This window comes from Escherichia sp. KTE52 (assembly GCF_000408325.1).
Lineage (GTDB): Bacteria > Pseudomonadota > Gammaproteobacteria > Enterobacterales > Enterobacteriaceae > Escherichia > Escherichia marmotae.
Genome location: NZ_KE138680.1, coordinates 2300402 through 2315345, shown reverse-complemented (window position 1 = coordinate 2315345; position 14944 = coordinate 2300402). Strand labels below are relative to the sequence as shown.

Sequence of the window (14944 nt, the reverse complement as noted above, 5' to 3'; positions counted from 1 at the left end):
TTTATGAAACGTGCTGTCGTTGTGTTCAGTGGAGGCCAGGATTCCACCACCTGTCTGGTACAGGCATTGCAGCAATATGATGAAGTCCATTGCGTGACATTTGATTACGGCCAGCGCCATCGCGCAGAGATCGACGTGGCCCGCGAACTGGCGCTAAAACTAGGGGCACGCGCGCATAAGGTGCTGGATGTGACGCTGCTCAACGAGCTGGCGGTTAGCAGCCTGACGCGTGACAGCATTCCAGTGCCAGATTATGAACCTGAAGCCGATGGTATCCCGAATACGTTTGTCCCAGGGCGTAATATTTTGTTCCTGACGCTGGCGGCAATATATGCGTATCAGGTAAAAGCAGAAGCAGTAATTACCGGCGTCTGCGAAACGGATTTCTCCGGTTACCCGGATTGCCGCGATGAGTTTGTGAAAGCACTGAACCATGCCGTCAGTCTGGGCATGGCGAAAGATATTCGCTTTGAAACACCGTTGATGTGGATTGATAAAGCGGAAACCTGGGCGCTGGCGGATTATTACGGCAAGCTGGATTTAGTCCGTAACGAAACGTTGACCTGCTATAACGGCATTAAAGGCGACGGTTGCGGTCATTGTGCTGCGTGTAATCTGCGTGCCAACGGGTTGAATCATTATCTGGCCGATAAATCGGCGGTGATGACGGCGATGAAACAGAAGACCGGATTGAAGTAATTATTCGGGGTGTCGCCTGATCCGATCTACGATTGTATCACGCCTGGAGGCCGGATAAGACGCACCCCGCGTCGCATCCGGCACAACAAAACGTTTACTGAACCATCTGCTCCAGCTTTTCGCGCAGTTCCCCTTCCAGGGCTAATGCTTTCTGCGTTTTGAGATCAATACAAACAAAGGTGATGAGCGCATCCGCCACCACCTGTCCTTCCGGCTCAAGGGTGATTAGTTGACTTAAAATGCCGCTTTTACCGTTTAATTGCTGCAACTGACTGGTAATGGTCAGCAGGTCGCTCAACACCGCCGGGCGGCGATAGTTAATATTGATATTGACTACCACAAAAGCGATGTTATGGGCGGTCATCCATTGAAAGCTGTCGCTATTTTCCAGTCCATCCCAGCGGGCTTCTTCGAGAAACTCAAGGTAGCGGGCGTTGTTAACGTGCTGGTAAACATCGAGATGGTATCCACGAACTTTGATTTGTGTTTGCATAGCGCAATAGCCTTACATTGTTGTTATAAGAACAGTTATAAGCACAGAGGTCATAACTGGTATGACCTCTTCAGTCTGGCAAAAAATTGCCACTATGCAAATTAATTACAGACTTAATACCGCAAGGTTACGTTCCACCAGCGAATTGCCCATCCCCGGCACCTGTTTTAAATCTTCCACCGTTTTAAACGGACCGTACTCTTCCCGATAACTGACAATCGCCTGCGCTTTCTTCAGGCCAACACCATTCATAACGCGGGCTAACTCTTCCGCACTGGCATTGTTAATACTGACTCTGGTGCCTTCTTCGTCACTGGCTTTCGCCGGTATTGCCGCTTTGCTTTGTGCTGCGGGTGCCTCCGCTTTGGTTTCTACCGCTGCCGGTTTCGCCGTAGAGGCAGCCGCCAGCGCGCTATGAGACATTCCGGCACAAGCCAGAGACAGAGTAATGAGAAGTGCTTTGATTCCGTGTTTCATACTGTTTTCTCCTTGTTTGTTAACAGTGGAATCACCTTAACGGCAGCGAAAACAGTAAACAAATGGCAATATTCAGAAATGGAAAAGGCCGCGAAAGCGACCTTTTCTTGTTACAGCTACAAAGCATTTTTTTGCGAAGCGGCTTCAGGATTATTGCTGTTCCAGCGCGTCGCCAATTTTGATTTTCGCCTCTTTACGCAGGTTACTCATCAGCGCTTCAAAGACGATTTGTGCGTTGTTCTGGGTGATACCCTGCACCATCGCTTTTTTCTGATCTTCCGGCATTGAGCCTTGTTTCACTTCGTCCAGCGCCAGAAGAACCACATTACCTTGCATATCGGTCGCCATACCGTAGCTCGGTTTGTCTTTCGCTGGCAGAGGCAGTGCAAACGCGGCCTGGCTAATTGGGTCACGGCCGGAACGACTTAAGGTTTTCGGCTCGCCAAATTTCAAACCGGCAGCTTGCATAGCTTCCGCACCCTTGCCCGCTTTCAGATCAACCAGCAGTTTTTCAGCATCGATTTTCGCCTGCTGTTCAGCTTTGTTGTGCTGAACCAGCGCTTTAACCTGTTCCTGAACATCTGCCAATGGTTTAACCGCTTCTGGTTTATGCTCGCTGATGCGCAGCACGAATGCGCGATCGCCGTCTACGGTGATGATGTCAGAGTTGATGCCCGGCGCACCGTTTTCACCAACCAGACCGCCGTTGAAGATAGCGTCCGCAACCGGCTTAAAGTTTAACTCTTCCGGCAGTTTATCTTTACTAAACCAGCCAGTCTGGGTGGCTTTAACACCCGCGGCCTGCTCTGCACCGGCCAGAGATTCGGTGTCGTTGCTTGCCGCATCGCTCACTTTCTGCTGCAGCGCGTAGTACGCATCCAGGGCTTTTTCGTGTTTCACTTTCGCCGTGATGTCGTCACGGACTTCGTCTAACGACTTCACTTTCGCAGGCTGAATATCGTCCAGACGCACGATCAAGAAACCCACAGAAGATTTGATGACGCCGGACAGTTGGCCTTTTTCTTTCAGACCAGCATTTTTCAGTTCATCCGGGATAGTGGCATCTTCTAACCAACCCATATCGCCGCCGTTACGGGCAGAGATAATATCGGCAGATTTTTCTTTTGCTAACGCAGCAAAATCACCACCTTTGTTCAGCTCATCAAGTACCGCTTTCGCTTCATCTTCAGTTTTGGTCTGGATGATGCTGTAACGGGTACGCTGCGGCTGGGTGAATTGATCCTGATGCTGATCGTAGTAACTCTGGATATCCGCATCACTAACCGGTTGCTGCATCGTTGCGGCATCCAGTTTGATGTAGCTCACGCGGAATTGTTCCGGAGTCATGAAGCTGTTTTTGTTTTGCTCGTAGTAGCTGGCGATTTCCTGTTCGGTCACTGCCTGCTTAGCCGCCAGAGCGTTAACGTCGATAGTCGCTTCACGCACTACACGTTGTTGAGCAACCAGCGCTGCCAGCTCGTCGGTTTCACCTTTTAGCATAAAGTCAGTGCCCGCAACGCCGTTAATCAGTTGTTGGGTCATAAGCTGGTTACGCAGCGCCTGTGCGTACTGATCGGCACTCATCCCCATCTGGTTGAGGATACCGTTATAGCGGCTGTTATCAAACTTGCCGTCAACCTGAAAGGCTGGGGTTGCGAAAATAGCCTGTTTAACCTGCTCATCGCTGACACCCAGTTTTAGTTCGCGGGCGTACTGATCCAGCAGCGCCTCGTCGATCAGACGATTCAGCACCTGTTGACGCAGGGTTTTCATGTAGCCTTCGTTCGCAGCCAGCTCAGAGTATTGATCGCCAAGCTGTTGCTGCATCCGATTACGCTCGCTGTTGAAAGCGTTCTCAAACTGCCCGCGGCTGATTTCCAGGTCATTCACTTTTGCGGCGTAGTTATTGCCTCCGCCAATCAGGTAACCACTCACGCCGGTCAATATGAACGACACGATAATGATACCGAAAATAATCTTGAGCACGAGACTGTTTGCAGCCGTGCGTAAGCTGTCCATCATGGTGTAACAACACTCCGCTGTAGGTGACTGTATACCTCACGCAACATATCGCTGCGTGCAAAGGCCTATTGTGACAAGAAACGGGGGCAATTGTCAGCCCACAACTTGCAGAAAGTCACGGAATACAAATAAAAAAGGCACATCAGTAGATGCGCCCTTGAACTTCGTCACATCCCCAATGGGGACAATACTTAGTTTACCGCGTCTTTCAGCGCTTTACCTGCACGGAAGCTCGGTACTTTAGCTGCAGCGATGGTGATCTCTTTACCGGTCTGCGGGTTGCGACCAGTACGGGCAGCACGCTCTTTAACGGCAAAAGTACCAAAACCAACCAGTGCTACATCATCCCCTTCTTTCAGGGATTCAGTTACGGAAGCAATAATAGCATCTAACGCACGGCCAGCCGCAGCTTTAGAGATATCAGCCCCTGCAGCAATCTTGTCAATCAATTGAGATTTATTCACTCTTCTCTTCCTCTTTATAATTTATCCCGCACTTGAATCCTTCAAGGTGCGAACGCGCAGCAGTTATATCAGGCCAGCCATCCCCTTACAACACCCCTTAATAAGGGCAAGCCTAATCCGCCCTCTAACTTAACGAGACAAAAAAAGGCTGGCAAGCCCGAATTGACCCACCAGCCCTTTTTTTATTAGTGCAATTTGCGCAAAGTCACTATTTTGCAGTTACAACCTGCATTCCAGACGGTTCATTTTGCAGCGCCAGAGTCAGAACTTCCTCAATGCGCTTCACAGGATGAATGTCCAGATCGGCAATCACGTTGTCCGGAATCTCTTCCAGATCGCGTTTGTTCTCAAACGGAATTAACACTGTTTTAATCCCGCCGCGGTGCGCTGCCAGCAGTTTTTCTTTCAAACCGCCGATTGGCAACACCTGACCACGCAGAGTAATCTCACCAGTCATCGCCACATCGGCGCGAACCGGGTTACCGGTCAGGCAAGAAACCAGTGCGGTGCACATGGCAATACCGGCGCTCGGACCATCTTTCGGCGTCGCACCTTCCGGTACGTGCACGTGGATGTCGCGTTTTTCGTAAAAATCTGGATTGATCCCCAGTTTTTCCGCACGCGCGCGAACCACAGTTAACGCCGCCTGAATGGACTCTTGCATCACTTCGCCCAGCGAACCAGTGTAAGTGAGTTTACCTTTGCCTGGAACACACGCTGTCTCGATGGTCAGCAAGTCGCCGCCGACTTCCGTCCACGCCAGACCAGTTACCTGACCAACGCGGTTTTCGTTATCCGCGCGACCATAGTCGAAACGCTGAACACCGAGGTAGTCATGCAGGTTATCGCCGTTAATTTCGATATGTTTTAATGACTTATCGAGCAACAACTGCTTAACCGCTTTACGGCATAGTTTGGAGATTTCACGCTCCAGACCACGCACGCCCGCCTCACGGGTGTAGTAACGAATAATGCCAATAATGGCGCTATCGTCGACGGTCAGCTCACCTTTTTTCAGTGCATTACGTTCAATCTGCTTCGGCAGCAGGTGACGTTTGGCGATGTTCAGTTTTTCATCTTCGGTATAACCAGAGAGACGAATAACTTCCATACGATCCAGCAGTGGCGCCGGAATATTCATGGAGTTCGACGTCGCAACAAACATCACGTCGCTAAGGTCGTAATCCACTTCCAGATAGTGGTCGCTGAACGCCACGTTCTGCTCTGGATCCAGCACTTCAAGCAGTGCGGAAGCTGGATCGCCACGCATGTCAGAAGACATTTTGTCGATCTCATCGAGCAGGAACAGCGGGTTTTTCACGCCCACTTTCGCCATTTTCTGGATCAATTTACCCGGCATAGAACCGATGTAAGTACGGCGGTGACCACGGATTTCCGCTTCGTCACGCACACCGCCCAGCGCCATACGGACATATTTACGTCCGGTAGCTTTAGCGATGGACTGCCCCAGAGAAGTTTTACCTACCCCCGGCGGTCCAACCAGGCAGAGGATCGGCCCCTTGATTTTATTTACGCGGCTTTGAACCGCGAGATACTCAAGGATGCGATCTTTCACACGTTCCAGACCATAATGGTCGGTATCGAGGATTTCTTGCGCCTGACGCAGGTCTTTTTTGACCTTGCTACGTGCATTCCACGGCACCTGCACCATCCAGTCGATATAACCTCGCACCACGGTCGCTTCTGCCGACATTGGAGACATCATTTTCAGCTTCTGCAATTCTGCTTCCGCTTTCTCTTTTGCCTCTTTTGGCATTTTCGCCGCGTCGATTTTGCGCTTCAACGCTTCATTTTCGTCTGGCGCGTCGTCCATTTCACCGAGTTCTTTCTGAATAGCTTTCATTTGCTCGTTCAGATAGTACTCACGCTGGGATTTCTCCATCTGCTTTTTGACACGGTTGCGAATACGTTTCTCAACCTGCAGCAGATCGATTTCCGACTCCATCATAGCCATCAGATATTCCAGACGTTCGTTAACGTCGGACATCTCAAGAACGGACTGTTTGTCAGCCAGTTTTAGCGGCATATGTGCGGCAATGGTGTCCGCCAGACGCGCCGGATCGTCGATGCTGTTCAGCGACGTCAGCACTTCTGGTGGGATTTTCTTATTCAGCTTGATGTAGCCTTCGAACTGGCTGATTGCGGTACGCACCAGCACTTCCTGTTCGCGCTCATCAATGGTCGGGGACTCCAGATACTCCGCCTTCGCAGAAAAGTGTTCGCCATTGTCAGAGAGCGCAGAAATACGCGCGCGCTGTAACCCCTCGACCAGCACTTTGACGGTGCCGTCAGGCAGTTTCAGCATCTGCAATATAGAGGCCACGGTCCCGACGGTGAAAAGATCGTTTACACCCGGCTCATCCGTTGAAGCTTCTTTCTGCGCGACCAGCATAATTTTTTTATCATGGTCCATCGCCGCTTCCAGACAACGGATAGATTTTTCCCGTCCGACAAATAAGGGGATGACCATGTGCGGATAAACCACCACATCGCGCAGCGGCAATACGGGGATTTCAATGCGTTCAGAACGCTCAGGATTCATAGAGCTCTCTCTTAGTTTAATGTCCGCCAGGTAATCAGATGACATGACTGTGCTTCACGCCATCTATTAACATGTACGTCAGTATATGGGGATGTTTCTCCCACATTCAACGTCGGGAATAGAGGAAAAATGAAAGGGGAGATAAAATCCCCCCTTTTTGGTTAACTAATTGTATGGGAATGGTTAATTATTCACCAGACGCCTGTTGTGCTTCCGGCTTGCCATAAATCAGCAGTGGCTTGCTTTGCCCTTCAATAACCGACTCGTCAATAACCACTTTTTCCACATCTTCCATAGAAGGCAGATCATACATGGTATCAAGCAGCGCAGCTTCTACGATGGAACGCAGACCACGGGCACCGGTTTTACGCGCCATCGCTTTCTTGGCGATAGCATCCAGCGCTTCGTCACGGAATTCCAGATCTACGCCCTCAAGGTTAAACAACGCCTGATACTGCTTGGTCAGGGCGTTTTTCGGCTCTTTGAGGATCTGAATCAAAGCTTCTTCGCTCAGTTCATTCAGCGTTGCCACAACTGGCAGACGACCGATGAACTCAGGGATCAGACCAAATTTGATCAAATCTTCCGGTTCAACCTGCGCCAGCAACTCACCTTCGCTTGCTTTGTCAGATTTCGCTTTTACCGTCGCACCAAAACCAATGCCGGAGCCAGTTTCGACACGATGGGAAATCACTTTATCCAGACCGGCAAATGCACCGCCACAGATAAACAGGATCTTGGAGGTATCAACCTGCAAGAATTCCTGCTGCGGATGCTTACGTCCGCCCTGCGGTGGAACGGCGGCAACCGTACCTTCGATCAGTTTCAACAGTGCCTGCTGTACGCCTTCACCGGAAACGTCACGGGTAATGGACGGGTTGTCAGACTTACGCGAAATCTTGTCGATTTCATCGATGTAGACAATCCCGCGCTGCGCTTTCTGTACGTCGTAGTCGCACTTCTGCAACAGCTTCTGAATGATGTTTTCAACATCTTCACCCACATAACCCGCTTCGGTCAGGGTGGTGGCATCAGCCATAGTGAACGGAACGTCCAGCAGACGCGCCAACGTTTCCGCCAGCAACGTTTTACCAGAGCCAGTCGGACCAATCAGCAGAATGTTACTTTTGCCCAACTCAACGCCATTGCTGGTATCGCCGTTGCGCAGACGTTTGTAGTGGTTGTACACCGCGACCGCCAGCACTTTTTTCGCCTGTTCCTGACCGATGACGTAATCGTCCAGGTGGTTGCGAATTTCATGCGGCGTCGGTAGCGAACTGCGTTCACGATGCGGTGCTACTTCTTTAATCTCTTCGCGAATGATGTCGTTACATAAATCAACACATTCGTCGCAGATATACACGGATGGACCGGCAATCAGCTTACGCACTTCATGCTGGCTTTTGCCGCAAAAAGAGCAATACAGCAACTTGCCTGAGCCATCTTTGCGTTTATCTGTCATGGGTCAAAACCTCTTCTTTGTTCTTTGTGCCGCACACGACGACGCAAATGCCATTCTCAGGCGCAAGCCGCTTACAGCGTTGTGCCAACCTGAATAAGTATAGCGGCACAGTTGCGCCTCTGGCATCAATTACGATGGGTCAGAATCGAATCGACCAGACCGTATTCCACCGCTTCAGGCGCGGAAAGGAAGCGATCGCGCTCAGTGTCACGTTCAATCTGTTCTAATGATTGACCCGTATGAAGCGCCATAAGTTCATTCATCCGCCCTTTAACTTTCAGAATTTCACGGGCATGAATTTCGATATCAGTCGCCTGGCCCTGATAGCCGCCCAACGGCTGGTGAATCATCACGCGCGAATTCGGCAGGCAGAAACGTTTACCTTTTGCCCCTGCGGTCAGCAGGAATGCCCCCATTGAGGCCGCCTGGCCCATACAAATGGTGCTGACATCAGGCTTGATAAACTGCATGGTGTCATAGATAGACATCCCGGCAGTGATCACCCCACCTGGGGAGTTAATGTACAGATAGATATCTTTTTCCGGGTTTTCTGCTTCCAGGAACAGCATCTGCGCCACAATCAGGTTAGCCATATGGTCTTCAACCTGGCCAGTCAGAAAAATAACGCGTTCCTTAAGTAGACGAGAATAGATATCAAAAGAGCGCTCACCGCGTGAGGTCTGTTCAATGACCATCGGCACCAGCGCCATATGGGGTGCAAAGTTATCTCGTTCGCCGCTGTATGACATTTCCGTCTCCTGGATAAAATTGAAAAAACCTGCTGTACCGATTGTAACCTTATGGACGGATTATCAGCTAGTCCCTGTGTTATGGGTACGGCATCATCCTATTTCAAGCATAACAATCTTTTGTTGTTACGCTAACACCGAAAGAGGGTTTTCGCACGGTTCCATGCAAAATTCATGACAAAAAAAAGCCCACCACCTGGCGGTGACGGGCCTTTGTGCGAATTTAGCGCGTTAGGCTGCGCAAATTACGCCTGCTGGTTCATCAGCTCGTTGAAAGTGGTTTCTTTTTCAGTCACTTTCGCTTTCGCCAGAACGGCTTCAACAGCCTGTTCTTCCAGAGCCACGTTACGCATGTTGTCCATCAGCTCTTTGTTTTTGCTGTAGAACTCGATAACTTCTTTCGGATCTTCGTACGCAGAAGCCATCTCTTCGATCAGGCCTTTAACACGCTCTTCGTCAGCTTTCAGCTCGTTAGCGCGAATAACTTCGCCCAGCAGCAGGCCAACAACTACGCGGCGTTTAGCCTGTTCTTCGAACAGTTCACGCGGCAGTTCCAGAGCTTGTTTTTCGTTGCCACCGAAACGCTGTGCAGCCTGGCGACGCAGAACGTCGATTTCGCTGTCGATCAGCGCAGCCGGAACGTCGATGTCGTTAGCTTTTACCAGACCTTCGATCGCCTGAGACTTAACGCGGTTACGAATGGCGCTCTTCAGCTCGCGCTCCATGTTTTTACGCACTTCAGCGCGCAGACCTTCTACGGAACCATCTTCAACGCCGAAACGTTTGATGAATTCAGCAGTCAGTTCCGGCAGTTCACGCTCTTCAACTTTCTTCAGGTTGATAGCGAATTTCGCTGCTTTACCTTTCAGGTTTTCTGCGTGGTATTCTTCCGGGAAGGTCACGTCGATGGTGAACTCTTCGCCTGCTTTGTGGCCTTTGATACCGTCTTCAAAGCCCGGGATCATACGACCCTGGCCCATCGCCAGTACGAAATCAGACGCTTTTCCACCTTCGAACTCTTCGCCGTCTACAGAACCGGTGAAGTCGATGGTCACGCGGTCTTCAGCTTCAACAGCGCCGTCTTTTTCTTTCCAGGTCGCCTGCTGTTTACGCAGAGTATCCAGCATGCCGTCAACGTCAGCGTCGGTCACTTCCACGATCGGTTTTTCAACTTCGATCGCTTCCAGACCCTGCAGTTCAACTTCCGGATAAACTTCAAACTCTACAGAGTAGGTGAAGTCTTCACCCGGCTTGTATTCGCCCGGAACGTAGGTCGGTGCGCCAGCCGGATTGATTTTTTCTTTAATGATGGCGTCAATGAAGTTACGGCTCATCAGGTCACCCAGAACGTCCTGGCGTACAGACGCGCCATAACGCTGAGCAACGATATTCATTGGCACTTTGCCTTTGCGGAAGCCGTCAATACGAACTTTTTTCGCAACGTTGACCAGCTCGCTTTTAACAGCGGTCTCGATGCTGTCAGCAGCGATAGTAATCGTTACACGGCGGCCAAGGCCTTGAGTGGTTTCAACTGAAACTTGCATCTTGTTACCTCAAAAAATCACAGTGCTCGGTCAACTCTTACCCCGCAAGCACAGGTTGTTGGCTTCGCGGAACCGGGATGTTCTTATAATCAATCACATTCCCTGTTACCAGAATCATCCCGAAAGCATTCAAATAGGACGCGGCATTATAGCGGCATCACTTTTATGAGTCGAGAACGGTTATTGCGCGCTGCCGCGTATTTTTTCACAATTCCCGGGCAATTTTCGTCTGAATGCTGGGCAAAAAGCGCAAAATCCAGACAAAACAAAACGGCCCGCAGGCCGTTTTTCATAAAATCTTTAGCAACATACTGGAAAAACGCTAACTGTTGCAAATGCGTTTTTAGGCGATGCTTCCCGCTCCACGACAAGGAGGAGAAGCAAAGATGGTATCCTGCAATCCTTCCCACTCCTTAATGGTATAAGTATGCAGAGCCAGCGCATGAACGGTAGTAGAGAGTTCCTCCGCTAAAGTACTGTAAATCATTCGATGACGATTCAGAAAACGTTCACCCATAAAACGATCGCTGACCAGCACAACTTTAAAATGGCTTTCAGAGCCGGCTGGGACATTGTGACGATAGCTTTCATCCACAACTTCGAGGAATACGGGTTGGAACGCAGTCCTTAATTTTTCTTCTATCCGCTCACGTATCATCATGAAATATCTCCTCCGACAACGCTGAGATGTCACCCATCCCTTTAAATACTAGCCGCTTTAACCGTTTCCATTACAGCTTAACAACAAATAATTAGCTTTCATCCTGTTTTTTCTGTCAAGCGTATGAAGTTTACTGATTTAAAGATTGATTCACCGGCTTCACATCGGTGTTTCTTTTACCTAAGGCGATTATTTCGTCAACATAATGAATTTACATGTCTTACCCACTTCCCCTCGTCGTTGGCGATGTTATGATGGCGGGAATCTTTACCAAACACGCTTAAAAGTCTCTGAGAGCCAGAACATGTTCAAAAAAATCCTCTTCCCGTTAGTTGCTCTGTTTATGCTTGCAGGATGCGCGAAACCGCCAACAACCATTGAAGTTTCTCCGACGATGACACTGCCACAGCAAGATCCAAGTCTGATGGGCGTCACCGTTAGCATTAATGGTGCCGATCAGCGTACCGATCAGGCGTTAGCAAAAGTCACCCGTGACAACCAAATTGTTACCCTGACCGCGTCCCGCGATCTGCGTTTCCTGCTGCAAGAAGTGCTGGAAAAACAAATGACCGCTCGCGGTTATATGGTTGGCCCGAATGGCCCGGTTAATCTGCAAATCATCGTTAGCCAGTTGTATGCCGACGTGTCCCAGGGCAATGTGCGCTACAACATTGCTACCAAAGCGGATATCGCCATCATCGCTACCGCGCAGAATGGCAACAAAATGACCAAAAACTATCGTGCCAGCTACAACGTTGAGGGCGCTTTTCAGGCCTCTAACAAAAACATCGCTGACGCGGTTAACAGCGTGCTGACCGACACCATCGCTGACATGTCTCAGGACACCAGCATCCACGAATTCATTAAGCAGAACGCACGTTAATTTCTGCCCTCTGGCCCGGTGCAAGTCGGGCCTGTAGACGCCCATGTCCAGTCAATATTTACGTATTTTCCAACAGCCTCGTTCAGCTATTTTGTTGATTCTGGGTTTTGCTTCCGGGCTGCCGCTCGCCCTGACATCCGGCACGTTACAGGCGTGGATGACAGTCGAGAATATCGATCTTAAAACCATTGGTTTCTTCTCGTTGGTGGGTCAGGCTTACGTATTTAAATTTCTCTGGTCGCCGCTGATGGACCGCTATACTCCGCCGTTTCTCGGGCGACGGCGCGGCTGGCTGCTCGCCACGCAAGCGTTATTGTTGCTGGCGATTGCGGCGATGGGTTTTCTCGAACCTGGTACGCAACTTCGCTGGATGGCGGCACTGGCAGTCGTTATCGCTTTTTGCTCGGCCTCCCAGGATATCGTCTTTGATGCGTGGAAAACGGATGTGCTTCCCGCGGAAGAACGCGGCGCAGGTGCGGCAATCAGCGTGCTGGGTTACCGTTTAGGGATGCTGGTTTCCGGCGGTTTAGCCTTATGGCTGGCGGATAAATGGTTGGGCTGGCAAGGCATGTACTGGCTAATGGCAGCTCTGTTAATCCCGTGCATCATTGCGACTTTGCTTGCGCCAGAACCAACCGACACCATTCCTGTACCCAAAACGCTGGAGCAAGCTGTTGTTGCGCCACTACGTGATTTCTTTGGTCGCAATAACGCATGGTTAATTCTGCTTTTAATTGTGCTGTATAAGCTGGGCGATGCTTTCGCCATGAGCCTGACAACCACCTTTTTGATTCGCGGTGTCGGATTTGATGCCGGCGAAGTGGGCGTGGTTAACAAAACGCTCGGCTTGCTGGCGACCATCGTCGGCGCATTGTACGGCGGTATTTTGATGCAGCGTCTTTCACTGTTCCGTGCGCTGCTGATTTTCGGCCTTTTACAAGGTGCGTCCAACGCCGGTTACTGGCTGCTTTCTGTGACTGATAAGCATCTCTACAGCATGGGCGCGGCAGTCTTTTTCGAAAACCTGTGTGGCGGGATGGGCACATCGGCATTTGTGGCGCTGTTAATGACCCTGTGTAATAAGTCATTTTCCGCTACTCAGTTCGCCCTGCTCTCAGCGCTTTCTGCTGTAGGACGGGTTTATGTAGGCCCCGTAGCGGGCTGGTTTGTTGAAGCTCACGGCTGGTCGACATTCTATCTGTTCTCTGTTGCGGCCGCTGTACCTGGACTTATTTTGCTGCTGGTTTGCCGCCAGACGCTGGAGTACACGCGGGTCAACGACAACTTTATCCCACGTACCGAGTATCCATCTGGTTATACCTTTGCCATGTGGACACTGGCAGCAGGCGTCAGTCTGTTGGCCGTGTGGTTACTGCTGTTAACGATGAATGCGCTGGATTTGACTCACTTCTCTTTCCTGCCTGCACTGCTGGAAATCGGCGTTTTAGTCGCTCTGGGTGGTGTCATACTTGGTGGTTTATTGGACTATCTGGCACTACGAAAAACGCATTTGACGTAATCAGTGAATATTATTTAGCTGTAGTAATCACCCGGCGTAATTATTACGGCTAAATAAACATCAGCAGTGCTTAATAATATTTGTTCTTTTGTGCGGCTTAGCTTTCGGAAATTATTGCCCCCATCTATATATTTTATTTTTTACACGATTCAGCTAATGACTCTTTATTTCCCCACGCCCGTTTTGTCACCTTAATGATAATTATTTGTTAAATAATTGTTTTATTTTGAGATTGGTTATACCAATTGCCATCCCCACCCCCTCCTTCAGTCCCCTTTCGTTATAACGCCCTTTTGCAACAGCTTCTTAAAATCAATCCGATATGTTTTGCAACATATGTGACCTGCGAGCCAAATTCAAGTAACAGTAATTTAATCATGTTTACAGTAATGTAACCTTCCCGTAAAATGCCCACACACTTTAAACGCCACCAGATCCCGTGGAATTGAGGTCGTTAAATGAGACTCAGGAAATACAATAAAAGTTTGGGATGGTTGTCATTATTTGCAGGCTCTGTATTGCTCAGTGGCTGTAATTCTGCGCTGTTAGATCCCAAAGGACAGATTGGCCTGGAGCAACGTTCGCTGATACTGACGGCATTTGGCCTGATGTTGATTGTCGTTATTCCCGCAATCTTGATGGCTGTCGGTTTCGCCTGGAAGTACCGTGCGAGCAATAAAGATGCTAAGTACAGCCCGAACTGGTCACACTCCAATAAAGTGGAAGCTGTGGTCTGGACGGTGCCAATCTTAATCATCATCTTCCTTGCGGTATTGACCTGGAAAACCACTCACGCTCTTGAGCCTAGCAAGCCGCTGGCACACGACGAGAAGCCCATTACCATCGAAGTGGTTTCCATGGACTGGAAATGGTTCTTCATCTACCCGGAACAGGGCATTGCTACCGTGAATGAAATCGCTTTCCCGGCGAACACTCCGGTGTACTTCAAAGTGACCTCCAACTCCGTGATGAACTCCTTCTTTATTCCGCGTCTGGGTAGCCAGATTTATGCCATGGCCGGTATGCAGACTCGCTTGCATCTGATCGCCAACGAACCCGGTACTTATGACGGTATTTCCGCCAGCTATAGCGGTCAGGGCTTCTCCGGCATGAAGTTCAACGCTATCGCCACACCGGATCGTGCCGCATTCGACCAATGGGTCGCAAAAGCAAAACAGTCGACGAAAACCATGTCTGACATGGCCACCTTCGAAAAACTGGCTGCGCCTAGCGAATACAACCAGGTGGAATATTTCTCCAACGTGAAACCCGACTTGTTTGCCGATGTGATTAACAAGTTTATGGCTCACGGTAAGAGCATGGACATGACTCAGCCCGAAGGTGAGCACAGCGCACACGAAGGTATGGAAGGCATGGACATGAGCCACGCGGAATCCGCCCATTAAAG

The 14944-nt window shown here is 50.0% G+C and carries 13 protein-coding genes; 4 read left to right on the top strand and 9 right to left on the bottom strand.

Annotated elements, in window-relative coordinates; genetic code table 11:
* Nucleotides 1–3 precede the first annotated feature (3 nt).
* Nucleotides 4–699, top strand: coding sequence for a 7-cyano-7-deazaguanine synthase QueC (gene queC, locus A1SC_RS01060; RefSeq protein WP_001515891.1), 696 nt, complete (start codon nt 4–6; stop codon nt 697–699).
* 94 nt (nt 700–793) lie between these two features.
* Here queC and fadM read toward each other — a convergent pair whose 3' ends face one another.
* The 9 genes from fadM to bolA all read right to left on the bottom strand — a co-directional run bounded on the left by fadM (nt 794) and on the right by bolA (nt 11134).
* Entirely contained in the window at nt 794–1192 is a 399-nt protein-coding gene (fadM, locus tag A1SC_RS01065; RefSeq protein ID WP_001194532.1) for a long-chain acyl-CoA thioesterase FadM, read from the bottom strand.
* Between the two features lie 105 nt (nt 1193–1297).
* On the bottom strand, nt 1298–1669 hold the full coding sequence (locus tag A1SC_RS01070) for a helix-hairpin-helix domain-containing protein (RefSeq protein ID WP_016262998.1): 372 nt from the start codon (nt 1667–1669) through the stop codon (nt 1298–1300).
* A 150-nt stretch (nt 1670–1819) separates the two neighbouring features.
* A complete protein-coding gene (gene ppiD / locus A1SC_RS01075) occupies nt 1820–3691 on the bottom strand; it encodes a peptidylprolyl isomerase (protein WP_000969351.1) in 1872 nt (623 codons plus the stop codon).
* Nucleotides 3692–3882: 191 nt separating this feature from the next.
* A complete protein-coding gene (gene hupB, locus A1SC_RS01080) occupies nt 3883–4173 on the bottom strand; it encodes a nucleoid-associated protein HU-beta (RefSeq protein WP_254892905.1) in 291 nt (96 codons plus the stop codon).
* A gap of 190 nt (nt 4174–4363) precedes the next feature.
* Nucleotides 4364–6718 (bottom strand): endopeptidase La, encoded by a 2355-nt coding sequence (lon, locus tag A1SC_RS01085; protein WP_001295325.1) that lies wholly within the window; start codon nt 6716–6718, stop codon nt 4364–4366.
* A 187-nt stretch (nt 6719–6905) separates the two neighbouring features.
* Entirely contained in the window at nt 6906–8180 is a 1275-nt protein-coding gene (gene clpX / locus A1SC_RS01090) for an ATP-dependent protease ATP-binding subunit ClpX (protein WP_000130317.1), read from the bottom strand.
* A gap of 125 nt (nt 8181–8305) precedes the next feature.
* Nucleotides 8306–8929, bottom strand: coding sequence for an ATP-dependent Clp endopeptidase proteolytic subunit ClpP (gene clpP, locus A1SC_RS01095; RefSeq protein WP_000122253.1), 624 nt, complete (start codon nt 8927–8929; stop codon nt 8306–8308).
* 245 nt (nt 8930–9174) lie between these two features.
* A complete protein-coding gene (gene tig, locus A1SC_RS01100; protein WP_001198397.1) occupies nt 9175–10473 on the bottom strand; it encodes a trigger factor in 1299 nt (432 codons plus the stop codon).
* A 343-nt stretch (nt 10474–10816) separates the two neighbouring features.
* Nucleotides 10817–11134 carry a transcriptional regulator BolA gene (gene bolA / locus A1SC_RS01105; RefSeq protein WP_000973458.1) on the bottom strand — a complete coding sequence of 106 codons (318 nt, stop codon included), beginning with the start codon at nt 11132–11134 and terminating at the stop codon, nt 10817–10819.
* A 304-nt stretch (nt 11135–11438) separates the two neighbouring features.
* Between bolA and A1SC_RS01110 the strand changes: the two genes are divergently transcribed.
* The 3 genes from A1SC_RS01110 (at nt 11439) to cyoA (ending at nt 14942) form a co-directional block, all read left to right on the top strand.
* Nucleotides 11439–12017: a lipoprotein gene (locus A1SC_RS01110; protein WP_000473501.1), complete on the top strand. Its 579-nt coding sequence runs from the start codon at nt 11439–11441 to the stop codon at nt 12015–12017.
* Between the two features lie 43 nt (nt 12018–12060).
* On the top strand, nt 12061–13536 hold the full coding sequence (gene ampG / locus A1SC_RS01115; protein ID WP_016248419.1) for a muropeptide MFS transporter AmpG: 1476 nt from the start codon (nt 12061–12063) through the stop codon (nt 13534–13536).
* Between the two features lie 458 nt (nt 13537–13994).
* Nucleotides 13995–14942 (top strand): cytochrome o ubiquinol oxidase subunit II, encoded by a 948-nt coding sequence (gene cyoA, locus A1SC_RS01120; RefSeq protein WP_001515888.1) that lies wholly within the window; start codon nt 13995–13997, stop codon nt 14940–14942.
* The last annotated feature ends 2 nt before the right edge of the window (nt 14943–14944 follow it).